Consider the following 24,000-nt stretch of genomic DNA (forward strand, 5'->3'; position numbering starts at 1 on the left):
GATTGTTAAAAGTGTAGAAGTTCTACACTTTTTTTTATTTTTGTTGAATTGTAAATAAAAAAGAATGAAAAGATTACTATTGTTTGTGATGATGTGTGCAAGTATATCATTTGCCTTTGCACAAAAAAAAGGAGATAAGATTTCAAAAGTCGTTACATCAGAAATAAAATGGTGGGGGCACAAAGTGGTAAAAACCCAGGCTACCTCTCATTATGGAAGCCTAAAACTGAAAAGCGGAAAATTTACCTTCGATAAGACAGTTTTGGTAGATGGTGAATTTGTGATTGATATGAGAAGCCTTGTGGTAGCCGATCTTTCGGGAGACGATCAGGTAAAACTGACAAATGAGCTGAAAGGCACCAATTTCTTTGAAGTTAAAAAATTCCCGATTGCAAAATTCCATCTTAAAAAAATTATTCCGCTTGCCAACAGCGAATACAATTCTACCATTATCGGCGATATTACCATTAAAGGAATCAGAAAAACAATTTCTTTCCCTGCGAATGCTCATATTACCCAGTTTACCGTAGAGATTGAATCATCAAGATTTTCTCTGAACAGAAAAGATTTTAGAATTTTCTATCAGAATTCTTTAAAAGATTATTTTATTAAAGACGAGATGGACATCCAGTTCAACCTTTCTACCCAGAAAGTAGACAACGCGAGACCGCTTTAATCAGAATTTAATACAATCTATATGGACAGCTTTTCATTAAGTTGTCCATTTTTTTTATTTTAGTAGGACGAAATCGCAGTTACTTGCGGATAAATAGAATTCTCTGATGAAAATATATGTAGTAAGTGGTTTGGGAGCCGATTTTAAAGTCCTGGAAAAATTAAAATTTCCCGAACATCATGAGATTGTTTTTTTAGACTGGATCATTCCCGAAAAAAATGAAAACTTTGCAGATTATGTAAAGAAAATGGCAGACAAAGTAGATTCTTCAGAGCCGTTTTACCTTTTAGGTTATTCTTTCGGGGGAATTATCGTACAGGAAATCAATCTGTTGAAACCTGCAGAAAAAGTAGTCATTCTGGGAAGCATTAGATCTGACAAAGAAAAATCAAAACTCATAAAAGCAGGTGAGATTACCAAAATCCCAAAATTAATGCCCATTGGTTTTTTCACTGATAAGACGACCAGTTTTTATGCGGTAATGAGAAATTTTTTTGATCCGAAAAATCCCAGAATCACACAGTATTTCAAAGTACGCGACCCGTATTACCTTAAATGGTCTGTTGAAAGAATCTCAGAATGGAAGTTTGATGAAAGCCCAAATGTAATACAGATTTTAGGAGACCGGGATATTGTTTTTCCGTTAAAAAATTCAAAACCCAATCATGTTATCAAAGGTGGTACCCATCTTTTTCCCGCTACCAAGTACAGAGAAGTCTCAAAACTGCTGACTGATATTTTTGTTTAAGAGTTAAGCTTCTTACGGTATTTTTATTGAATTAACCTGCTGCCAAAAATGGATTTTTTAACAATTTATCATGTATATTTGCTTTAATGAAAATGAAAGTTTCTTATGGAGTCTATATCGGTTTTTGAGATTATTAAAGTAGGAATCGGCCCATCCAGCTCTCATACTATGGGACCGTGGAATGCGGCAACCTCTTTTATCAACTTAATTAAAAGAGAAAAATCTATTGCTGAAGTCAAAGAAGTATTCCTGGAGTTTTTCGGTTCACTGGCCAAAACAGGAATAGGACATGGTACAGATATCGCAGGAATGTTGGGCTTAAACGGTGAAAATTTCAGAACCATTGATACTACCAAGATTGATGAAAAAGTAAATTTCATTAAAGAACACCAAACCCTCAATTTAGGCGGTGAAAAAGAAATTCCTTTTATATACGGTCATCATTTAATTTTAAATAAATCCAAATCCCTTGATTTTCATCCCAACGGAATGATCTTTAAAGCCTTTTTTGAAGACGGAACCGAACTTGTTCAAGATTACTATTCAGTAGGCGGCGGTTTTATCGCCACACAGGAAAAAAATTCTATCGAAAAAGACTGCATCCGTACTTTATATCCTTGTCATCATGGTTCCGATGTCATCAAATATTGTGAAAGATTTGGGTTTGAGAAATTTTCAGATCTTATTTTAGTAAACGAAGAAAGCTGGCGAACGCAGGAGGAAACCAGACAGGAAGCGTTAAACATCTGGTACAATATTAAAGAATGCATTTATAAAGGAGTCAATAAAGAAGGCATTTTACCGGGAGGCCTCAATGTTTCCCGAAGAGCGGCCGGAATCAACAGAAGACTTTTAGGAGAAAAAATTTATAGAAACAAAGACGAATGGTTTCAGCAGGTTGTAGATGCCGAGGAAACATTTACCAATATCAATAAATGGATTGCGTGCTTTGCTCTGGCTGTCAACGAAGAAAATGCCAGTTTCGGGCGGATCATTACAGCTCCTACGAACGGCGCAAGCGGCGTTATTCCGGCAGTTCTGATGTATGCGCAGGCTTTTACGCCCCAAACCAGTGACGATGACATCGTACGATTTTTACTGGTTGCCGGAGAAATAGGAACTTTATTTAAGAAAAATGCCACCATTTCTGCGGCGATGGGCGGTTGTCAGGCTGAAGTAGGGGTCTCTTCGGCAATGGCAGCAGCGGGTTTAACTGAAATTTTAGGAGGAAGTGTACAGCAGGTTCTTATGGCAGCAGAAATCGCTATGGAGCATCATCTGGGATTAACGTGCGATCCTATTATGGGACTTGTGCAGATTCCCTGTATCGAAAGAAATACAATGGGTGCTATTAAAGCAATTACAGCAGCCAATATTGCTCTCGAAAGTGATCCTGCAAAGGCAAAAGTAAGTTTAGATCAGGTAATTCAGACGATGTGGGAAACCGCTTTGGCCATGAGCGACCGTTTTAAGGAAACTTCTGAAGGCGGATTGGCAATTGCAGTGAATGTTCCGGAATGCTAAATTCCTAAAAAAGCTATTTATCCAGAATTTCTCTGATTTTATTGGCGTTTTTTATTAATTCACCTACATATTCGAAGTCATCTTTCTCTAAGGCAGATTTAAATTTTTGAAGTTGCAACATATGTTCATTCAACACATCGAGCACATTTTCTTTATTTTGTTTGAAAATCGGAACCCACATTTCAGGATGTGATTTTGCCAATCGTACGGTACTTGAAAAACCGGAACTTGCCAGCTGGAAAATAGTTTCCTCTTCTTTTTCTTTTTCGAGGACCGTATTGGCAAGCGCATAAGAAGAAAGATGTGAAATGTGCGAAATGTAAGCCGTGTGCATGTCATGCGCTTCTGCGTTCATATACATCACGTGCATGTCAAGGTTTTTTATGATATTTTCTGCCAGAAGCAGCGCGTCTGCTGCAGATTCTTCTTTATTGCAGATTACCCCGGCTTTTCCTGAAAAGCTTTCGGCAATGGCCGCTTTCGGTCCGCTGTTCTCGGTTCCCCACATCGGGTGAAAGGCAACGAATCTGGATCTTTTCGGATGATTTTTGACAGCATCTACAATTCCTGCTTTGGTAGAACCTACATCCATCACCGTTTGCGACTCGGAGATTATATCTAAAACTTCCGGTAAAATTTTTCGCGTGACATCTACCGGAATAGCAATGATGATAACATCAGACTGCTGAATTCCGTTTTTTACATCTGTTTTTTCATCAATGATATTGAGATGTAATGCTTCGTCTAAGTTTTTATCACTGTTATCCATTCCGTAAATGAAATCAGCAATTCCTTTTTGTTTTAACTTTAATGCTATTGAGCCTCCGATTAAGCCGATTCCAACAATTCCTATTTTCATTTTTTGAAGTATTAAATAAAAAAAACCCCGTCCGAGAACGAGGTTTCATGTTATGGTCAAGAATTTTTATCCCCGTGTTTGAGTTAAAAAATTCTATAATGATGTTCTTTTTAATATTATTACAGCGCAAAGATAATTATTTTCTATAAAAAGACCGAAACGAATACAGTTCCGGCCTTATGCTATTTTAGGTTTGATATGAATTATTGCGGATTTGAAATAATCAGCGTAGAAGGGATATCAGATAACCATAAGCTTTTGGTATCTATAAGGCTTCGCCAGCTTTTTTTGCTGATCAGCATCAGATCCTGCGTGTTTAAGAATTCTTTTTCGATCTTTTTTTCATTGTATAAAGTAATGTGATTAGGCGCTACCTGTTCTATGCTTCTGATTAGTTCTTTGACTTCAATATTGTTTCTGATCTGCCCTGCAACATCCAGAATAATGATCTGGGAATTATTGTTGTTGATTAATCTTTTAGCATATTCCAGAAGGTAAAAATCACTCAGGTTAAAAATAGGGACAAAGACTTTATCAGCAGAAATAAATCCTTTATCTACCAGAACGCCCACAGGAATATTGGTTTTGTCTAAAATTTGCAGCGTAAAATCGTCAAACGGAGAATTGTTGAAGATAGAACTTTTACCTTTTACGGTATTCAGCAGCTTTTCAGGATTAATAATTTTTGTGGTAAATCCTAAAAGCCTTCCTAGTAAACTTCCTTCATACATTGATTTGCCAAGCATGATCAGAAGCAGGTCATAGTTTCCCTTATTTGAAATAGAGGTAAGATCACTTTCAATATCCGTAGAAGCTTTAAACAAGGTATTTACCTCAAGCTGCAGCTCATTGGAAGTTTCTATGATATTTCTAAACTGCTCTTTTTCATAATCTTCGATATCAAACGCATGCAGTTCATCAACCGGGGCAATATTCATGGCGGTTACACTTTTATTGCCGTTCATTTTCTGGGTAAAATTATCTGCCAGTTTCAGCAACGTACTTCCGGATTCTGCTGTTTCGAAAGACAAGAGCACTTTATATTTAGGATCATTGTCATCTTCATCGTCTTCCAGCATTGATTTTTTTCCTTTAAAAAGATAATTGATAAGATCGAGACACGGCCCCGTCATAAAGGTGGTAAATAATGCCATAATCACCAACATTGCAAACAGTTCCGGGCCTAAAACTCCCAAATCATACCCGATATTGAGTACAATAAGCTCGGTAAGTCCTCTCGTATTCATCAATGCGCCTATTGTAAGGCTGTCTTTCCAGCTAAGTTTAAGAAACTTTGCGGTGAGCGCGCTTCCTACAAATTTTCCTGTAACGGCCGTTAAGATGATCAGTCCGCCGATTTTCCAGAGATGCACGTCATTCAATAACCCGATCTGAGTTCTTAATCCGGTGAAAACGAAAAACAGCGGAAGCAATAATACCAATGCGACATCTTCTATTTTTTCGATAAATAAATTTCTGAACTTTACGTTTTCCGGCATAATCGCACCTGCCATAAATGCCCCGAAAAGAGCATGAATCCCAATCACTTCCGTGGCATAAGAAGAGATAATCAGAATTAAGAAAAACACCGCAACCAGCGCTTTGCTGATAAACCCCTTTCCTTTTTGTGATTCTGCGATTTTATTAAGAAACGGCCGTACCGCTTTTATCATGATAAAAACATACAGAATGGCCATCAGAATTACAAATACAGATCCTGAAAAAGATCCTGCTTTTACTACAGCAATTACCGCTGCTAAAATACACCATGCCGTAATATCATCTGCAGCGGCGCAGGTAATCACAACAGTCCCTATTTTTGTTTTATGAAGATTCCGTTCCTGAACGATTCTCGCTAAAACAGGGAATGCGGTAATGCTCATCGCAATGGCGATAAACAAGGCAAATGAGCTGAACTGAATGCCTTCCGGTGCAAATTCTTTATAAATAAAATAAGAAAGACCGACACCCAATGCAAAGGGAATGATGATACTTGCATGACTGATCACAACAGCGTCGTGCGCTTTTTTTCTCAGAATGGTTAAATCAAGTTCCATCCCGACGATGTACATAAACAGGATCAGGCCGATCTGGCTCAAAAACTGTAAGTTGGGTAAAGATTCTTTAGGAAAAATAAAAGCAGAAAGTTCAGGAAAATACATTCCGAAAAGGGAAGGGCCTAAAACAATCCCTGCAATCATTTCGCCAATTACTGAGGGTTGTTTCAGTTTAACGCAAATCCATCCGAAAAGTTTTGCGACCAGAATAATGGTTACAATCTGCGCCAGCAAAAGTGCTAAAGGATGATGAAGATTGGTCATAAAAGAATCTGCAAAATTCTCCCACATCGTAGAGCCGCTCGTTTTAACCGGGGCCAGATTTTCTCCGATTTCCAATGTTTTGCCTTCGATAAAAAACCAATACATCAGACACGAAAAGAACGTAATTGTTGCAACGTAAAAGATGATATTTTTATATTTCCCCATAATCATAATCAATTATATCATGTAAATTTCTAAAGAATAAACGGATGATCATCATATTTTTTTTTAAATGTAATGAATATCCTGAATTATGTAATAAAAGTCACCTGAAACGGTAACCGAGCCCTACACCCATTTCCCATTTCCCGTTCTGAGCAGCCGTTTTAGCATTATAATAAAACGGAATCTGGAACACTATTTTTCTGTATATTATGGCAAATCCTGCTCCGAGATTTGGAGTTACCATACTGTTTTTGGTTCCGGATGAATGATCTTCCTTTATCCTTAATGAAGGAAGCATTCCCAACATATATTTAGTTTTTTTATGCGTAAAACTTACATTAGGCCCTGTAAAATTAATAAATGCACCGTGGTCTACATATCCTGCAACAGCGGTGCCGTCAAAGAATGCGAGGTTTACAGAATCTGTATTTTCCTGGGCAAGGAATAAGGCAGAAATCAACAATGCGGTTATTGTGAAACTTTTTCTCATGAGAATTTTAAAATTTCATAAAATTAGCAGTATGATTTCTTCTAAATACATCGATGTAAACAAAAGGTTATATTTTGAAGCGAAAGTGTGATGGTCTGAAAGATTTACTTTTCGAAAAGCTTTCTCAGGGAAGTTCTGTAGGTGTCTCCAATCTGGAGTTTAAGATATTGATCTCCTTCAGCAGGAACTGCAGTAATAATCTCATTGGTAGAAAATACTTTGATGGCTGAGACGGCAATGATCTCTTTTTTGTTAACCTGTGCAAAATCTTTTGAGGGTAACATTTCCAGCAGTGATCTGAAGCTGAGATTTTTCAGAACGATTGCAGCACCGTCTTTCAAAACAATATCTTTGTCGCGGCTGTCAATTTCTGAAGTTTTAATGTAAACAATCTGATCTGTAAAAATAATGGTTTTCCCGATATTGGTATTCCATTCTATAAAATCCTTTGTCTGGGGTACGGTGCTGATTTCCTTAATTTTTTCAAATGCCTGTACCAATCTTTCTTTTTTGATGGGTTTTCTCACGTAATCTACTACATTCAGGTCAAAAGCTTCTGCTGCGTATTCTTTGTAAGCTGTGGTAAAGATTATTTTTTTGGAGCCGGAAATGAGTTCTGCTACCTGAAGTCCCGTCATTCCGGGCATTTCGATGTCTAAAATACATACATCGCAATCTAGGCCTTCAACTTCATTTAAAAAGGTTTTAGGATCATTGAAAGCTTTGATTACTTCTACATTTTCGATCTGTTCGCAGAGAAGTTTGAGATAGCTTATTGCAAGAAGCTCGTCATCGAGTATAACGCATTTTATCGTAGAATTCACCTAAGTTTATTTTTAATTCTGCTGTGAAGATACCGTTTTTTGAGCTTTTGCTGATATGATAAAAGTTTTGATAGATCATTTTTAATCTCTGATCCAAAGACTGGCTGCCAAAGCCGCTTTTTTCCTTTTCAAGAATGTTTTTCAGCGAAGCTTTATTGCTTACTTTCATGGTAAAAACTCTTTCCTCAAGTTCCATATGTATAGCAATAAAAGAATCCTGCGCCAAAAAATCGGTATGTTTGAAAGCATTTTCGATGAGGTCTACGGAAATGAGCGGTGCAAGAACCTTTTCTTCATAAATGGGGTCTGATTTGTCGATCTTTGATTTAATTCTAAAATCAAAAAGCGGATTAACTTTAATTTTATTAATCTCAATCAGGCTTAATGCAAAGCCGAATTCTTCTTTCGGGCTTACAAATTTATGATTGCTTTCATATAGGATATAATCCAGAACGTTGGCCAGTTTATCCAGAGACATGTACGTTTGGTAAGCATGTGACTGTACAGAATTGAGAATGTTTTTAAATAAATGAGGATTGAGCTTATTACCGATCTGCTCCAGCTGAACATCGTTTAATCTTTGTTCGATCAGGCTGTTGGCTTCTGAAAGTTTATTATTGTTCTGTTTGATTTTCCGGTTTTGGATCCACAAATAAATGCTTATGGTGAGAAAAAAGAATACGGCAAATACTCCTATAAAAATCAAATGATCTTGAATCATGTAATAATTGCCGTCCATTGAAAAATTATTTTAACTTTTTCAGGGTGTTGAACACTGCATTTTCTTTGCACTTTTCAAAAGTAATCTCATATTTCGGATGGGTTTCCGGGTATACCAAAACATAATCCGGACAAGGTTTTTGCTGCGCATGGCTGCGCTCAAAATCTATTTTTCCTTTGGTAATGATACTGTCTTTTATAAATTTATCGCTGATTTTCAGTGTATTCATTTCAGCTTTGAAATTTTCGGAATAGGTAAAATCTTTAGACAGTGTTTCTGCAATAACGCGGCTGTTCGGAAGATATCCGCTGCAGCTTGCGCCTTTTTTGTTTAAAATAAAAAATACGATGACAAGTCCCGGAATGAGACCGATAAGGTAAAATTTCAGCTTTTTCATTAGAAAATTAAAAGATTGATATCATGATAGGTAAGTCCGAAACGGTCGCAGATGATTTTCTTGGTATGTCGTCCTTTGTACATATACAAACTCTGTTTCATTTCGTTTTTGCGGATCAGCATGTTTTCAAAACCGCCTTCTTCGTCGTAATTTAAGATATAGGATAGGAAAAAGTTTGAAATCGCTTTGGTCGTCGTTCTCGGCATTTTCGAGGTGAGATTCGGAAGCCCGCAATGGATTACCCCATGTTTAATGATATATGGATCATCCATCGTGGTAAGCTCAGAAGTTTCAATCACCTTACCGTTATCAATGGCGATATCTATGATCACACTGCCTTTTTTCATTTTCATCACCATTTCTTCGGTAACGATGGGTTGCATATTCAGCCTTGGAAGTGCGCCGATCACCACATCTGCACGTCTAAGGCTTTTACTAAGCTCTTTAGGATCAATAATGGAAGTGGGAACTCTGCTGTCAACCAAGGTATGAAGCCTTCTGAGTTTTGATAATGAATTGTCAAAAACCTTTACACTTGCGCCTAAACCGATGGCAGCTTTCGTGGCAAATTCACCTACGATTCCGGCTCCTAAAACGACTACTTCAGTCGGCCTTACTCCTGTAATCCCGCCTAACATTAATCCGTTGGATAATGCCAATAATTCTGATGCATATAAAATGGAAACCGATCCTGCGATCTCACCTATGAGGCGAACTAAAGCAAGCTGTTTGTATTCGTCAACAATAAATTCAAAAGCAATGGCATTGATTTTTTTCTCTGCCATTTTTATAAAATAATCTTTGTCTCTCAGGTTAATCTGAAGCGCAGAAACGAGGTAACTGTTGGGTTTGAAAAAATCAATTTCCTCTTCTGTGGGTGGGTTTATTTTAAGAACCAGATCCTGTCCGAAAGCTTCTTTAGGATCATTGGTAATTTTTGCCCCTGATTCTGAATACTGTAAATCGGTAAAAAATGAGCATTCTCCTGCTCCGGATTCCACAATAATTTCATGGCCGTGTTCTACTAAAACCTGTACCGCATCCGGTGTGATGCAAGTTCTTCTTTCATTAAGGCAGGTTTCTTTAGGGATTCCTATGCCGAATTGTTTGCCTTTTTTTATGACCTCAAGTTTTTCTTCTTTCGGGATCAGCTCTTCTTCAGTGAAAGGGGTAAAAATATTGGTAGTACTCATTTTTTAAACTAACTTATAACTTCAGACAATGATTTTATTTGATTTCTTCAGGCAAAGATACATATTATTTAGTCGAATGTAATTTCACGTGTATCACCTGTATTATGAATGCTCATCGTATGAAAACCTACATCATAAAGCTCATCTTCGTACACTTCCGGCCATTCTATAATGCATAAAAAAGCGTTGTCGAGATACTCTTCAATCCCGATATCATAGGCTTCCTCAATATTTTTCAAACGGTACAGATCAAAATGAAAAACCTTTCCTTTTGGCGTATTGTATTCATTGACAATAGAATACGTAGGAGAGTTTACTTCATCCTGGCTTTCTAAATTTTTTAGTAAAAATTGAGTAAAAGTCGTTTTTCCTGCACCCAGGTTTCCTTTTAATAAAAGAATTGGATGTTTGAGCTGAGATTGTACTTCATCAGCAATTTTTTGCCAGTCATTCACACTTTTTATAGTAAATTGCATACAAGTAATTTGATGCAAAATTAATTATAAACTATTACATTTGTATCAGCTAAATTTCTATTTTAGAATTTTTACCACATGATTTCCAAGCAGACGATAGACAAAATATTTTCCACGATCAGAGTAGAAGAGATTGTAGGAGAATATGTGCAGTTGAAGAGAGCGGGATCCAATTTTAAAGGATTGAGTCCGTTTCATGATGAAAAATCACCCAGCTTCGTAGTTTCTCCCAGCAAACAGATCTGGAAAGATTTCTCTACCGGTAAAGGAGGCACCGCCATTTCTTTTTTAATGGAAATTGAAAATTTCACGTATCCGGAAGCACTTCGGCACGCGGCCAAAAAATACGGGATTGAAATTGAAGAAGACCAGCGCGAATTTTCAGAAGAAGCTAAAATAGCACAGTCTGAAAGAGATCTGCTGTATAAAATACATGAAATTGCCAATGGATATTTTCAGAATATTTTGTGGGAAAATGAAGAGGGGAAGTCAATTGGCTTATCGTATTTCAGAGAGCGCGAGCTGAAAGATGATATCATCAGGAAATTCCAACTGGGGTATTCTCCCGAAAAGAAAAATGCGTTTACAGAATTTGCATTAGAAAAAGGATATTCGAAAGAAATTTTAGAAAAATCCGGTCTTTCTATTTTCCCTGAAAATTCACCCAACGGAATCGACCGTTTTCGTGAAAGAGTGATGTTTCCGATTCACAGTTTTTCGGGAAGAGTTCTGGGTTTTGGAGCCAGAATTCTTAAAAACAATATCAAAACTGCCAAATATCTCAACTCTCCGGAAACCGAAATTTACCATAAATCCAATGTTTTATATGGTTTAAATCAGGGAAAACAGGCCATTTCAAGGAAAAATGTGTGTCTTCTCGTGGAAGGCTATATGGATGTGATTTCGCTCCATCTTTCAGGGATTGAAAACGTGGTGGCAAGTTCCGGAACTTCTCTCACCACTGAGCAGATTAAACTCATCAAAAGGCTGACAGAAAATGTAACCATACTTTTTGATGGTGACAATGCAGGAATAAAAGCGAGTTTCAGGAGTATTGACATGTTGCTGACGGAAGGGATGAATATCCGTGTTCTGCTCTTTCCGGAAGGCGATGACCCCGATTCTTTTGCCCGAAAGCATCCTCAGGAATATGTTGAGAATTTTATTGAAAATGAAGCGACTGATTTCATCGATTTTAAAGCTGAAATTCTTTTAAAAGAAGCCGGAAACGACCCGATTAAAAAAGCGGAAGCCATCCGGAATATCGTAAAGTCTGTGGGGTTTGTACAGAATGCTTTAAAAAAAGAAGTTTATTTAAAGGAAGTGTCCAATAAATTTGGCCTTTCTGAACAAAGCCTTTTTAATGAGCTGGATATTCAGAAACAAATCACCCAGAACCAAACCCCTAAAAATCAGCCGAAAGAAAATATTCAGCCTAAACTGGAAATTGTTCCTGCTTCTGTAGAACAAGTTGATCCTATTTTGTTTGATCTGTTAAAACAGGAGAATACTTTAATCAATCTCATGCTGAATTTTGGAGATGTGGTTCTTCATAAAGTTAATGAAGCGCAGGAAAAATATGATATTACGGTCATAGAAGAAATTCTTCATCATTTTGAGGAAGAACATTATGAATTTCAGGTAGAATTAAATAAAATCATCATCGACAGCATTAAAGAAGGGATTCAAAACGACGAACTGCGTAAGGGAAATTTTTTTATGACCTATATGGATGAGAACCAAGACATCACCTCAAAAGTAGTTGACGCCATCATGCCATTAAATGAGCTTGAAAACTGGGCTTCAAGAAATATTTATCCCCCAAATTACGGTGATAAGATCAACGGGCAGGTAGAAGGAGATATTCTTATTCATAAATTCAGATATATTGATTACCTTATTAAAACAATCAGTGATGATCTTCAGAATCAAAATAATGACGAAATGCAATATTTTGAATCGATCAAAAAAATAACCATTCTGAAACAGGCTTCTATGCAGCTTTCAGAGATTTTAGGATATTCTCCTATTAAAGGAATTTACGTAAAAAGATAATAATCTCTGCCAAAAAGTCCTATAAAATTTTAGGAATAAAAGTTGTAATTTAAAGCTTAATTAATTAAAAAAAATACCAATAGAAATATGGACATTAAAAAAGAATTCAGAGATTTCTCTGTAAAGCATTTAGGAAACAGCGGTTTGGCTACCGATCAGTATATGGGAATTTATGGTCCTACAAATCTCACTCCGTACATTATGGAGGAGAGAAGATTAAACGTGGCCCAGATGGACGTTTTCTCCCGTCTTATGATGGACAGGATCATTTTCTTGGGAACAGGAATTGACGATCAGGTTGCGAATATCGTGACTGCTCAACTCTTATTCCTAGAAAGTGCAGATCCTTCAAAAGATATTCAGATTTACATCAATTCTCCCGGAGGAAGCGTGTATGCAGGATTAGGAATTTATGACACGATGCAGATCATTAAACCGGATGTAGCTACAATCTGTACCGGGATTGCCGCTTCGATGGGAGCCGTTTTATTGGTTGCTGGTGAAAAAGGAAAGCGTTCTGCGTTGAAGCACTCCAGAGTAATGATTCACCAACCTTCCGGTGGCGCACAAGGAGTTGCTTCCGATATGGAAATCAACCTGAGAGAGATGCTGAAGCTGAAAAAAGAATTGTACGATATCATTTCTGAACATTCCGGACAAACCTATGAATGGGTAGAAAAAGCTTCTGACCGTGATTATTGGATGACTTCTACCGAAGCAAAAGATTTCGGGATGGTAGATGAGGTTTTACAGAGATCGAAAGAGAAGAAATAATTTTTTCTAAATATTAAAAACCCGGCGCGCCTCGAAGAGGCGCGCCGGGTTTTTAATTTAGCTATTTCATGTTAATTAAACCCTTCAATAATTTTAGAGAAATCTTCCAGTTTCAAAGCGGCTCCTCCAATAAGTCCGCCATCAATATCCGGTTGCGAGAAAATTTCTTTGGCATTATCTGGTTTTACAGAACCTCCATACAGAATAGAAATTTCATCCGCGACTTCCTTTCCATATTTTTCCGCAATAATGCCACGGATGTGCGCATGGATTTCCTGTGCCTGTTCCGGACTTGCCGTTTCTCCGGTTCCGATGGCCCAAACCGGTTCGTAAGCAATCACAACTTTTTTGATCTCTTCTGCAGAAAGCGTAAAAAGTGCAGTTTCGGTCTGCGTTTTTACTACTTCTAAATGTTGACCTGCCTTTCTTTGTTCCAGTGTTTCACCATTACAGTAAACAGGAGTCAATCCTCTATCTAAGGCTAATTTTATTTTTTTATTGCAGCTTTCATCATTTTCACCGTGATATTGTCTTCTTTCGGAATGACCGATTAAAGATCCGTTTACATCAATTGATTCCAGCATATCTGCAGACAGCTCACCGGTATAAGCGCCGCTTTCAAATTCACTCATGTCCTGAGAAAAAACGCCGATTTCTTCTTTTTCAAAAATATCTTTTGCCATCATTAAGTACAAAGACGGAGGTGCGATCCACACTTCACAATTTGTAGTGTTGTCATTTTTGTAGCCTAATAATTGAATCATCAGCTGTTGTGCTTCGATTACGTTTTTGTTCATTTTCCAGTTTCCTGCAACTATTTTTTTTCTCATAGTTATTATATTAAGGTAAAAATACCAAATTCTTTTTTTTAGAATTCAATGATCTCACATTATTTTTTATTTAATATTCCAAAGATTTTTCAAAAGGGTATAAAAAGTATGCTCTTCGTCACTCACCACGTCATCAGCTTTGATCAGAGTTTTTGCAAACTGAATAAAGCTTTTACGCTCATCTTCCGTAGAATCGTCGAAGAAACAACGTCCGTGAAATTCAAAATGGCTTTTCCATTCTTCAGGCTGTAAAAGAGCAATGGTTTCCAGCTCATTATCAAGATCAATATTGAAAGGAAATTCGTCGGCTAAATATTGCTGCACCATCATTCCTTCTTCGGGAGCAAATTCTCCGTCTACAGATGAAAGAATCATTAATAAGTGATATCCAGCAATTGATTTATTTGATTTTTGCATTGAAATATATTTTAATATAATGAAAGTTGAATGTGTTAATTTTGCACGTAATCCTTTGCAGGAATTTTTTCTACAATTTTTCCGTTTTGTAAAACGAGAACAAATGGGTTGCTTCGCGCAATGGTTTTAATGGCAGTACCGTCCATCATGACATTTTTAATAGTTTTGAATGTATTCTGATCTGTGGAAACACCATACACTACGGCATTTTTTTGAGCACTCACTTTAGCTTCTACTTTCTGAAGCACATCTTTGGAGACTTCTTTAGGATGATAAGAGAATACCAATATGGCTTTTGGAGCTTTGATGATTGGGTCGGTAAGATCATTTCCGGTAACATCTTCGATTTTGAATTTTGAAATTTCAGATTTGTAGCCTTCTTTTACCATTTTAGATTCGTTTTTACCTTCTTCAATCTTCCACGGTGAACCTTCTTCCCAATATTTTGTTTCTTTGATATAATCGTCCTGATTTATTTTTAATACTTCCCCTGTTTTCTGATTTTTAAGAGAGTAGAATGTTTTGTATTCGGAAGGGTTTTTAGCAATATTATTTTTCTCTTTTACCAAATCGGTCCCTGTTTTATAATCCCGGAAATCAATCAGCGGTTCATGCATGATTCCCTGTGCCATAAAATATATCATTACGAGAGAAAATACGGCTAAAAGGATATATTTAACCTTATTTTGTGACGGGTTTTCGATATGATATTCTTCTTTTTTACTCCATTCTTTTCTGTATAAAAAGAACAAAATGATAAGGCCTGCCAAAAGTACAATGTCTTTTACAAAACTCTCCCAAGGTGTAAATTTAATCGCATCACCAAAACATCCGCAGTTGGTAACAACATTATAATAGGCTGAATAAAACGTGAGAAATCCAAAGAAAACACAAAGCACTATTAATGCAGAAAGTGTGAATTTAAGCTTTAATTTTAAAAGAAGCATAAAGCCTAAAAAGAGTTCTAAAACCACTACGATAACTGAAAAAAGCAAAGCAAATTTTTCAAAAAAAGGCATATTAAATACCGATGGTGAAAAATATTCTTCCATTTTAAATGAAAAACCTACCAGATCAACGGCTTTCACAAAACCAGAAAGGATGAAAATGACTGCAATTAAAAAACGCAATATATTTTTAATCATATTAAATAAATTTGTGTTCTATATTATTTTCTTTTTCCGAGAATTTGATCAGGCAAAAAACAGCATAATTGAGCATGTCAAAATAATTGGCATCCAATCCTTCTGAAACAAGCGTTTTCCCGGAATTGTCTTCTATTTGTTTGGTTCTCAGTACTTTTTGATAAATTAAATCGGTGATTGATGAAATTCTCATATCTCTCCAGGCTTCACCATAATCATGATTTTTTCGCTCCATCAAAGCTTTGGCTTCCTGGGCATAATGATCATAAAGCGACAAAACTTCGTCCCTGTTTTCATTAAAATCATCTGAAATTCCCTTTTCAAGCTGAATTAATCCGATGATGGAATAATTAACTATAGCGATGAATTCACTTTCTTCGCTTTCATCCACCATTTGAATTTCCGTCATCTGCAACGTGCGGATCCTGTTGATCTTGATGTAAATCTGATCGGTAATCGAACTCGGCCTTAAAACACGCCAAGCTGCACCGTAATCATATAACTTTTTACTGAAAAGATTACGACATTCTCCTATAACTTTCTCGAACTGTACTGAGGTTTTTAGCATACATTCTCTTAATAGTCCAAATATACGAATTAGGTTTTAGGTAGCAGGAATTAGGTTTAGTTTTTTAAATTTGTGATATGAATCATGCATCTAAAATAATCCCTCATTCCCTGAACTGCAACGGAAAGCTCATTTTACTAGAAACTCCTAAAATTATGGGAATCCTGAATCTAACTCCCGATTCTTTTTCTGACGGCGGACAGTTTAATGATGAGAAATCAGCTTTGCAACATGCCGAGAAGATGATTCTTGAGGGTGCTGAAATAATTGATATCGGCGCACAGTCTACACGCCCGAAAGCGGAATTTTTGAGCAGCGATGAAGAGATCAGAAGGATAGGAAAAGTGATTTCTAAAATCAAAAAGGAATTTCCCGGAATTTTGGTTTCCCTCGACACTTTTTATGCGGAAACGGTGAATTTCGGTTTTGATGAAGGAATTGACCTTATCAATGATATTTCCGGCGGGCAGTTTGATCAGAAGATGTTTGAAACGGTTGCCAATACAGGCCTTCCTTATATTTTAATGCATATCAATCCTTCATATGATAAGATGCATCAGAAAATACAGTCAAAAGATATAACTTTGGAAATCAACCGTTATTTTTTTGAGAAAAAGAATGAATTGCTTAAAACCGGCGTGAAAGATATCATTTTTGATCCTGGTTTCGGTTTTGGAAAAACGGTTGAAGATCAAATGAGAATGATCGATGAAACAGAATATTTTGGCTTTGAAAGATTTCCGCTGCTAATAGGGATTTCCAGAAAGTCATTCATTTATAAACCTTTAGGGAAATCACCTTCAGACATTAATGAAGAAACCCAGAAACTGCATCTGAAAGTTTTACAAAAAGGTGCAAAAATTCTAAGGGTGCACGATGTTGCCGAAGCGAAGAAAACCATCGATCTTTTTTTACAGAAATAATTGCGTCATGTACAAAACTTACATGTTAATTTAAATGATTCAGCTTATCCGAAAACTGCTTCGAAAATTCTTTTCGGTCTTCTTCGAGTTTTTCTTTGTTGTCTGGCAAAATATAATTAAATAAGATTTTATCTTCATGATCTAGAAAAATAAGCTCTTTTTCATTTTCAGTAATCATTTGGGCAAAAATTTCCCACATTGATACGTCTTTTAGTCTCAATAATTCAAAAAACTGATCTGCTTTTATTTCTATTTTCTGCATTTTAAAATTCTAATAATTTAAGTTTAAACTGTATGGCAAAATTCTGTTTGAAATTTTTGGTGGTGTAATATCCCACTCTGTAAAATAATCCCAGATTGAAGTAGGAGGAGAGAAAATTGTTCCATTCTATACCGGCTTCCTGATAAAGATGGTCTAATTTTTTGAATCTGAAATCATGATATTCAGGATGCTGCATATCACCGATGGTTCCTCGTAAAACGACATTAAAGCTCGAAACATTCTGGCCGATGCTTTTGAAATACCACGGAAGCTGATGCGTAAAATAATATGCGATAAATTTATCATTATAAAACTTTCCGCCTTCCAGAGTCGCAAAGCCAAGGTAAGAAGTGAGGTTAAAATTAATATCGCGTTTTGGAGATGCCAAACCGTTCATCGTAAAATGTTTCCAGATCGGGGCTTCACCCAAAACGAGGCCTCCGTAAAATCTCATCCCTGTTGTTCCGAGGCGGGTTTTGAAGTTATGGACGAAAAGCGCATCAAACCGGGTATAATTAAAATCTCCCCCAAAAATCTTATAGCTCTGTTCATAGTTAAAATAAAGCTCGGGATATTTTTGCTCAATCATAGATTTCCCTTGTGGAGTCATGATGTTGGTAGAATTCGGAGAATACTTTAGGGTAAACAAAGTATTAAAATTTTCAAAAGCAGCGCCTCTTTCCCGAAACTGATAATCAAACTTTGCTTCTTCCGAATATCTTTTTGCCGCAAAAACGAGCGTCAATCCGTTCGTAATATCATTCAGATAGGATGCTGAAACGCCTTTGTATTGATAATATTTGTCATTATTGATGTTGTTCCCATAATTCATCATTCTCATTTTAAAATTCCAGAGACGGCGGTAAAATTCGCCGGATGAGTTGACATCGTCATTATATTCTATCCTGAAAAATGAGTTTTTATCTAATGTAGTTTTGATGTCGAGTCCGATTCCGTATTTCCATTTGTCATCTTTAAATCCGTAAGCCAGATAATAATCCGGAGAAAAATAAGGATTAAAATTTTCATTTAATTTAGCTTTTAAGCCTACTCTGAACCCTTCATATAAATTGTAATTCACGATTTCGCCCACATCAAAGTCAAAGCTTCCTACACGAACCTGTCCGTTTATCAAACCGGTTAAAATTCTTGCTTTTCGGTCAATATTATACATTTTTCCTAAACTGTCGATGGTGGTGTATGTGTTTCGCTCTCTTTCAGAAAGGGGTTCTGTTCTGTAGAGATCGAGGGTTTTTCCATCAGCATTTTTTACCGCAATGCTGTAGCCTTTAAAATCACTAGGATCTTCTTTGATCGGAGATTCGTAGTCAAAATATTTTGAATTGAGATACGCGTACGTTCCAAAACTTTTTTTGTCTTTTTTTGAATGCTGTTCTGCTTTTTCAGGCTTTCCCTCATCCTCCATCATCATTCTGCTCATTCTCAGCTTTACACTTTCCTCGGATAAGAACCATTTGTTTCGGAAAAAAGTCCATGTACTGGTTATATTTCCTTCATTTTCGTTTTTACCGATGCTTTCAATTTTCTTAATGCCGAACGTTTCCGTATCAATATAAAGATACCCACTGAATTTGCGTTTTTTTGCACTTTTCTTATAATTCACTTCCCGAAACCGGATTACGTAGTTTTCTCGGCCTTCAATTTCAATGGTATCGGTAAGGTAGAATCTGTATAAACCCCTGTTTTCCTGTTTGATCTGGGAGGGGATTCTGTTTCTGTTACCCTGAAGTGCGATCATTTCGTAAATGGGCTGCTTCAGCCCGGAAATGCGGTTGTCGAGAATGTTTACTTTTTCACCGTATTTTTTAGAATATAAAAATTCCTGCGCTCTTTCCCAGAGAAATAATTTACTTTTTGAGAAGATTTTTTTTGCAGAAACATCACTGATAGAATCTTTGGTTTTCTGTTTTTTGAATAAATTAAAATTTTGGTTAAATACCTGGTTGAATGCAGAAATGCTGTCTTCATCAATATCTAAAGAAACTTTCTCGTACGACTTATAAGTATAAGATTCCAGGCTTTGGGGCGAATTGCTTTTGAAAAGATGATCTACTTTCCGTAAAATTTCCAGGGCTCTCGGATCACTTTTATCAACTATGGTAATCTCTTCGATATCTTTTACTTGTAGCTCTTTCTGAGAAAATGCAGAAGTAAAAAAGAAAGTCAACACAAAAAGGATTAAAAAATTTTTCAGAAAGCTCATAAATAATTTTTGCAAATATACATAAAGCAAAAAAGCGGTTTGTTTATTTTTTAAAGTTTACATTTTTTTCGGACATCATAATTATGATCTGATAGTGAGTTACAGATATTTTATCAGGTATTCGTCAATTTTGTTATTAAAATTCTAAAATAAATGCATTAAAATAAAATATATTTATATATTTGATTTTTTAAAAACACAACGATATTTAACAATGATGAAAAAAACATTTCTGATGGGAACAATACTACTGTTTCCAAAAATATTTGCACAAGTAGGGATTAATACAACAGATCCAAAACTGTTATTGAGTATTGGAGACAGCAATACCGGTTTTAGTAACCCTGCAAATGATAAAATTTCCACTCTTACGGCTAATGCAGATCGTCTCACTGTTGATGGTAAGTATGTCGGCATTCACAATGTAAATCCTACTAAAATTCTGGATATCAATGCCGGAAACAAATTTCTGAGAATTGAAAATCTTGCGAATGTGGCTTCCGTAAACAATCAGCTTGCGTATCCGTTAAAACATAATCCTGCAGATGGAACTTTAGGATATCTTAATAATTCAAATGTGTATACCGGTATTCAGACATTGAGAATTGTAGTAAATGAGACGCAAAATATAGCAGGAAATTCTACTACGATTCAGGAAACGCCGCTTACGCTGAAATCTGTAAATTCTACCATCAACGGTTTTAGCAATTTTTTTAATGATATCTCAGGATCTGCTATTTTATATGCACAAAATTTACCGGCAGGAAACGGAACTTCAGCCAGAACTACAGATCAGATTCAGCTTCCTGCAGGGGTCTACAGAATAATGGTAAAGCTTACCGGCAGATTTTCTGCACATCACAAAAACAATTCTCTCGATATAAAACTGGCAGTAGATAACAATGAGTATTCTTTTGCCAATGGAGTAAACTATGGGGATGGAACAGCTTATAAAACCGGCTATTTCATGGAAACGGTAAATCTTCTGCAAACCAGTAAACTAGATTTTACCTATGTAAAGCAAACCGGTGCCAATAATGCGGGATCCAATTCATCTCTTTTCCCGGATTCCGGAGATCATGCTGTACGAAGTATCATCACCATTGAAAGATTAAAATAATCCAAAAAAAATATGAAAAAAATATTAGTTTGTCTCACATTTATTTCTGTGACGTTTGCTAAAGCACAAACGGGAAATGTAGGCATCAGTACGAGTACTCCAAAACAAAATCTGTCTTTGGGTGATGATGATTCCGGACTGCAGGAGAATGCAGAAAATGTTTTATCTATAGTAACATCCGGACAAAACCGCATCAAAATAATGGATAATGGTTTTATAGGAATTAATAATGAAAACCCTACCAGAATACTGGATCTCAATACTGAAAATGATTTTTTAAAGCTGCAGAATCCAAAAGATTATACAGCTGCGACACAAGATTTTCTGGTATATAATCCTGCAACAGGAGAAATAAATAAAACAACCATTAAAAATTATGCAGGTCAGGTTTTGCGTGTACCACTTGTCAGTAATAATTATCCTGTAAGCGGATCAGATTATTTTGTGAGCTTCAATACTGCAGGAAACGCAATTCCTTCTCCAGTTGGTCTTGGTACATTTCCTAATTACACAAATACCATAAGTGATGATTTTACCACTTTTCCGGTAACGGTAAACAGCGGAAATATCACCGGATTTTTGCCGGGAACTTATAAAATCACGCTTCGTTTTGCCGGGACTTTTCTAAATGGTTCTGATAATCAGAGAATTGATATGGGAATGGAATATTCTACCAATGGAACAACGTGGGTAGATTATTCTTACAATGAAGGCATTATTTCAAACTGGAGCAACAGTGCTACAAAAACAGGATACTATCGTGATGTAATAAAATTTACCGGTGCTGTAAATTTTATAAGGTTCAAATTTAAAGTATACGATAACCAATTTAATATGGATGGCGCTCCCAGTAATCTTTACAGAAATGTTTTAATAATTGAAAGACTTTAAGAATAATGAAAAAATATATATCTCTTTTTACTTTTGGATTGCTGTTGCAAAATCTTCACGCACAAGTAGGAATTTTTCAGAATAATTCAAGCTACACTGTTCCTAAAATCACTTTGGCAATTACCGATGATGATACGGGGATTCAACGAAATTCTACGGATAATATTTCCTTTTTCACAGGAAATCTTCCCAGAATTACGCTAGATAATTCAGGAAATGTAGGTTTCAACCAAAATACTCCGCTTTATCCTCTAGACATCAACGCAAATAACAATTCTTTAAAATTTCAAAATTTAAAATCACTTTCTGCTTCAGATCTAACTAATTTTTTGGTTATTAATGCTTCCACGTCAGAAATAGGAGTGAGGGCAAATCCCTCTTCACTCGGTCAGTTTATCAGACTGCCTTTTGTTGATAAAATTTATAATACCACGATTACAGATCTGGATTTTACTGCAGTAAACGATACCGCTCCTAATGGGGCCAACAATGTTATAAATACTATTTCAGGAAGTGCTGTAAATGATGGCAGTAATACTATTTTTTTACCTGAAGGGGTGTATTCCCTAAACCTGAAACTGGTGGGTATTTTTAAAGGGCTGAATGATAATAATACCGCTTCTGTTCATTTTCTGGTAAATAATAATCTATATGCTTACCAACCGGGAATTGTGTCTGGATATGGAGGAGAAGGTGCAGATGGATTCAGTGGGCAACCCAATCCTGAAGATACTGATGCAAGGAAAACTGCAGATTTCCAGGAAGTTTTAAGTGTTCCTGCAGCCGGAGCAACTATTAATTTTAAATTGGAAGTGAATAACAGCAATTTTCATTTGTATAAATCATTTATTCCGTTGGGCTCTTCTGGGAATTCTTCTCGTACAGTACTTACGATTAACAGATTAAAATAAAAAAAGACCTCTGAAATTTTCAGAGGTCTTTTTTTATTTTGCAATTTCTGCAATAAAAGCCAGCGTTTTTAATTCCAGCTGATCTTTAGAGATTTTATTATTTTCAAATTCTATAAAGGTAAAATGATTATTTTCTTTGGTTACCAATGCCAAACCATTGTATCTTTCACCCTGATCTGTATAGTTGTAACTTACATATTTTGTATCAGGATGATCTAATTTAAAGGTAAGATTCTTGATTTCCTTTTTTCTTTTTACACTTTTAAAATTATCAACAAGGTCTCCATTGCCTTCGTAACTATGCACAAATATTGAAGTATTATCCGGAAGCTTAATGGCTGTTTTCAGGGTATCATCGTAACTTTTCTGAATGTAGCTGTTTTTTATAACTTTTATTTTAGCTGTCATATCTAGAGGAAACAGGGTGTCCTTGTCCAGCTTCATTACATTATTTAAGGCTTTCTCAGGCTCCGTTAAGAGGGCAAGATCTTCATAACTTTTATAGAAAAGATCATTATCTGAATGTTGGGATTCATTCTGATATCCTCTGCTTTGCTCCATCAATCTGTTCATGTCCTGATAACTGGTATCGGTATAGCTGCCGTTTCTGGAAGATTTACTGCAGGTCATGACAAGCCTTACCACTGCAAACAGGCATAATCCTACGCTGAGTATAGTTCTCCATATCGGTTTATTATCCACTATTTTACGTCGTTTTTAGAGATGGTAACTTCTTTGATGACGTTACCTTTAGTATCTGTATACACATATTTCAGATTATTAACTCCCAGTACGGATGTTTTGGCAAAAATCTGCTGAATTTGTGGAGATCTTAGCATTTCATCTTTTAGCATTTGCTCTGCACCATCGGCTTGAAGCATTGTTTTAAAGCTTTCGGGAACTTCGTTGGTATACACAATATTGTTATTTTCGTCTGCTTTTATGCTTATAATTTTTGTGCCCGTCGCTTTGTCTTCCATAGGAAGGTTTTTGTTGAACACTTCAAGAATTTGATTAAGTTCTGAGCTGTTGGGCTTATCTCCTTTGGCAATGGCATTAAAATCAACAGAGGATTTGTCAAGGTTTTTTTGGTCAATGGTTTTATCTACAATCACTCTTGCATCAGAACCGTATACTTTCAGATTAAATTTTACTCCGCTTTCAAAAAGTTCTTTTCCCAGAGGGTCGCTTTTTATCGCCTGACCAATCAGATCCGGAAGTGCAGAACTTACAAGGCTGCTTTCCATATCATTGCTTTGATACGATGTATTAACCTCAATATTTACTTCTTCGGCATTGGATGAAGTTGCTTTTGTAGACTTGATCATAGGACTGTGCATCATTTCTGAAGAACGGTTATACATTTTCACAAAATCCTGAACTTTATCGTTCTTTGTTTTACAGGCCACTAAAAGAAATGCCGTTACAAATACTAGTAAGAAATTTTTCATATTAATTTTTTTGGAAAGATAATAAAAAAACAGAG

Annotated in this window: 25 protein-coding genes; 9 read left to right on the forward strand and 16 right to left on the reverse strand. The window is 36.1% G+C overall.

All coding sequences use genetic code 11. The annotated features are described in order from the left end of the window. Positions 1-64 precede the first annotated feature (64 nt). The 3 genes from N0B16_RS02050 (at position 65) to N0B16_RS02060 (ending at position 2,948) form a co-directional block, all read left to right on the forward strand. A complete protein-coding gene (locus N0B16_RS02050) occupies positions 65-676 on the forward strand; it encodes a YceI family protein (protein ID WP_262989052.1) in 612 nt (203 codons plus the stop codon). A 106-nt stretch (positions 677-782) separates the two neighbouring features. Beyond that, positions 783-1,424 (forward strand): alpha/beta fold hydrolase, encoded by a 642-nt coding sequence (locus N0B16_RS02055; RefSeq protein WP_262989053.1) that lies wholly within the window; start codon positions 783-785, stop codon positions 1,422-1,424. A gap of 105 nt (positions 1,425-1,529) precedes the next feature. Beyond that, complete coding sequence (locus N0B16_RS02060) at positions 1,530-2,948, forward strand: L-serine ammonia-lyase (protein ID WP_262989054.1); 1,419 nt, start codon at positions 1,530-1,532, stop codon at positions 2,946-2,948. Positions 2,949-2,961: 13 nt separating this feature from the next. Here the strand turns inward: N0B16_RS02060 and N0B16_RS02065 are convergent, their stop codons facing one another. The 8 genes from N0B16_RS02065 to tsaE form a co-directional block, all read right to left on the reverse strand. Beyond that, positions 2,962-3,807, reverse strand: coding sequence for a prephenate dehydrogenase (locus tag N0B16_RS02065; RefSeq protein ID WP_262989055.1), 846 nt, complete (start codon positions 3,805-3,807; stop codon positions 2,962-2,964). 203 nt (positions 3,808-4,010) lie between these two features. Then, the gene (locus N0B16_RS02070; RefSeq protein WP_262989056.1) at positions 4,011-6,293 is read right to left on the reverse strand and encodes a cation:proton antiporter; all 2,283 of its coding nucleotides are present in this window, start codon (positions 6,291-6,293) and stop codon (positions 4,011-4,013) included. Between the two features lie 100 nt (positions 6,294-6,393). Continuing rightward, a complete protein-coding gene (locus N0B16_RS02075) occupies positions 6,394-6,783 on the reverse strand; it encodes a hypothetical protein (RefSeq protein ID WP_262989057.1) in 390 nt (129 codons plus the stop codon). 104 nt (positions 6,784-6,887) lie between these two features. Next, positions 6,888-7,607, reverse strand: a complete 720-nt coding sequence (locus N0B16_RS02080) for a LytR/AlgR family response regulator transcription factor (RefSeq protein WP_262989058.1) — start codon at positions 7,605-7,607, stop codon at positions 6,888-6,890. Further along, positions 7,573-8,346, reverse strand: coding sequence for a histidine kinase (locus tag N0B16_RS02085; protein WP_262989059.1), 774 nt, complete (start codon positions 8,344-8,346; stop codon positions 7,573-7,575). Before N0B16_RS02085 ends, N0B16_RS02080 begins: the two co-directional genes overlap by 35 nt. A 7-nt stretch (positions 8,347-8,353) precedes the next feature. Next, entirely contained in the window at positions 8,354-8,725 is a 372-nt protein-coding gene (locus N0B16_RS02090) for a hypothetical protein (protein ID WP_262989060.1), read from the reverse strand. After that, the gene (locus N0B16_RS02095; protein WP_262989061.1) at positions 8,725-9,918 is read right to left on the reverse strand and encodes an alanine dehydrogenase; all 1,194 of its coding nucleotides are present in this window, start codon (positions 9,916-9,918) and stop codon (positions 8,725-8,727) included. Before N0B16_RS02095 ends, N0B16_RS02090 begins: the two co-directional genes overlap by 1 nt. A 68-nt stretch (positions 9,919-9,986) precedes the next feature. After that, complete coding sequence (gene tsaE, locus N0B16_RS02100) at positions 9,987-10,394, reverse strand: tRNA (adenosine(37)-N6)-threonylcarbamoyltransferase complex ATPase subunit type 1 TsaE (protein WP_262989062.1); 408 nt, start codon at positions 10,392-10,394, stop codon at positions 9,987-9,989. A 78-nt stretch (positions 10,395-10,472) separates the two neighbouring features. Here tsaE and dnaG point away from each other — a divergent pair, with 78 nt between their 5' ends. Together dnaG and clpP are read left to right on the forward strand one after the other, a co-directional pair. Further along, a complete protein-coding gene (dnaG, locus tag N0B16_RS02105) occupies positions 10,473-12,449 on the forward strand; it encodes a DNA primase (RefSeq protein ID WP_262989063.1) in 1,977 nt (658 codons plus the stop codon). Between the two features lie 87 nt (positions 12,450-12,536). Beyond that, positions 12,537-13,223, forward strand: coding sequence for an ATP-dependent Clp endopeptidase proteolytic subunit ClpP (clpP, locus tag N0B16_RS02110; RefSeq protein WP_262989064.1), 687 nt, complete (start codon positions 12,537-12,539; stop codon positions 13,221-13,223). A gap of 71 nt (positions 13,224-13,294) precedes the next feature. On the opposite strand, the gene tpiA is transcribed toward clpP, so the two are convergent. The 4 genes from tpiA to N0B16_RS02130 form a co-directional block, all read right to left on the reverse strand. Continuing rightward, a complete protein-coding gene (gene tpiA / locus N0B16_RS02115; RefSeq protein WP_262989065.1) occupies positions 13,295-14,053 on the reverse strand; it encodes a triose-phosphate isomerase in 759 nt (252 codons plus the stop codon). 66 nt (positions 14,054-14,119) lie between these two features. Further along, positions 14,120-14,470: a tellurite resistance TerB family protein gene (locus N0B16_RS02120; RefSeq protein WP_262989066.1), complete on the reverse strand. Its 351-nt coding sequence runs from the start codon at positions 14,468-14,470 to the stop codon at positions 14,120-14,122. 35 nt (positions 14,471-14,505) lie between these two features. Further along, a complete protein-coding gene (locus tag N0B16_RS02125; protein ID WP_262989067.1) occupies positions 14,506-15,615 on the reverse strand; it encodes a BT_3928 family protein in 1,110 nt (369 codons plus the stop codon). A 1-nt stretch (position 15,616) separates the two neighbouring features. Next, complete coding sequence (locus N0B16_RS02130; protein ID WP_262989068.1) at positions 15,617-16,183, reverse strand: DUF1599 domain-containing protein; 567 nt, start codon at positions 16,181-16,183, stop codon at positions 15,617-15,619. Between the two features lie 77 nt (positions 16,184-16,260). Here N0B16_RS02130 and folP point away from each other — a divergent pair, with 77 nt between their 5' ends. Continuing rightward, positions 16,261-17,106 (forward strand): dihydropteroate synthase, encoded by an 846-nt coding sequence (gene folP / locus N0B16_RS02135; protein WP_262989069.1) that lies wholly within the window; start codon positions 16,261-16,263, stop codon positions 17,104-17,106. A 25-nt stretch (positions 17,107-17,131) separates the two neighbouring features. Here folP and N0B16_RS02140 read toward each other — a convergent pair whose 3' ends face one another. Together N0B16_RS02140 and N0B16_RS02145 are read right to left on the reverse strand one after the other, a co-directional pair. Further along, on the reverse strand, positions 17,132-17,368 hold the full coding sequence (locus tag N0B16_RS02140; protein WP_262989070.1) for a hypothetical protein: 237 nt from the start codon (positions 17,366-17,368) through the stop codon (positions 17,132-17,134). A 1-nt stretch (position 17,369) separates the two neighbouring features. Then, a complete protein-coding gene (locus N0B16_RS02145; protein ID WP_262989071.1) occupies positions 17,370-19,592 on the reverse strand; it encodes a hypothetical protein in 2,223 nt (740 codons plus the stop codon). A gap of 235 nt (positions 19,593-19,827) precedes the next feature. On the opposite strand from N0B16_RS02145, the gene N0B16_RS02150 reads away from it, so the two are divergent. Genes N0B16_RS02150 through N0B16_RS02160 form a run of 3 tightly spaced genes read left to right on the forward strand, consistent with a single transcriptional unit; the run spans position 19,828 to position 22,514 of the window. After that, positions 19,828-20,712 (forward strand): hypothetical protein, encoded by an 885-nt coding sequence (locus tag N0B16_RS02150; protein WP_262989072.1) that lies wholly within the window; start codon positions 19,828-19,830, stop codon positions 20,710-20,712. 12 nt (positions 20,713-20,724) lie between these two features. Beyond that, positions 20,725-21,603, forward strand: a complete 879-nt coding sequence (locus tag N0B16_RS02155) for a hypothetical protein (protein ID WP_262989073.1) — start codon at positions 20,725-20,727, stop codon at positions 21,601-21,603. Positions 21,604-21,608: 5 nt separating this feature from the next. Then, complete coding sequence (locus tag N0B16_RS02160) at positions 21,609-22,514, forward strand: hypothetical protein (RefSeq protein WP_262989074.1); 906 nt, start codon at positions 21,609-21,611, stop codon at positions 22,512-22,514. A gap of 33 nt (positions 22,515-22,547) precedes the next feature. Here the strand turns inward: N0B16_RS02160 and N0B16_RS02165 are convergent, their stop codons facing one another. Then, a complete protein-coding gene (locus N0B16_RS02165) occupies positions 22,548-23,216 on the reverse strand; it encodes a hypothetical protein (protein WP_262989075.1) in 669 nt (222 codons plus the stop codon). After that, positions 23,216-23,965, reverse strand: a complete 750-nt coding sequence (locus N0B16_RS02170; RefSeq protein ID WP_262989076.1) for a hypothetical protein — start codon at positions 23,963-23,965, stop codon at positions 23,216-23,218. The genes N0B16_RS02165 and N0B16_RS02170 overlap by 1 nt, the downstream gene beginning before the upstream one ends. Positions 23,966-24,000 lie beyond the last annotated feature (35 nt).

The organism is Chryseobacterium gilvum (assembly GCF_025628965.1).
GTDB classification, from domain to species: domain Bacteria; phylum Bacteroidota; class Bacteroidia; order Flavobacteriales; family Weeksellaceae; genus Chryseobacterium; species Chryseobacterium gilvum.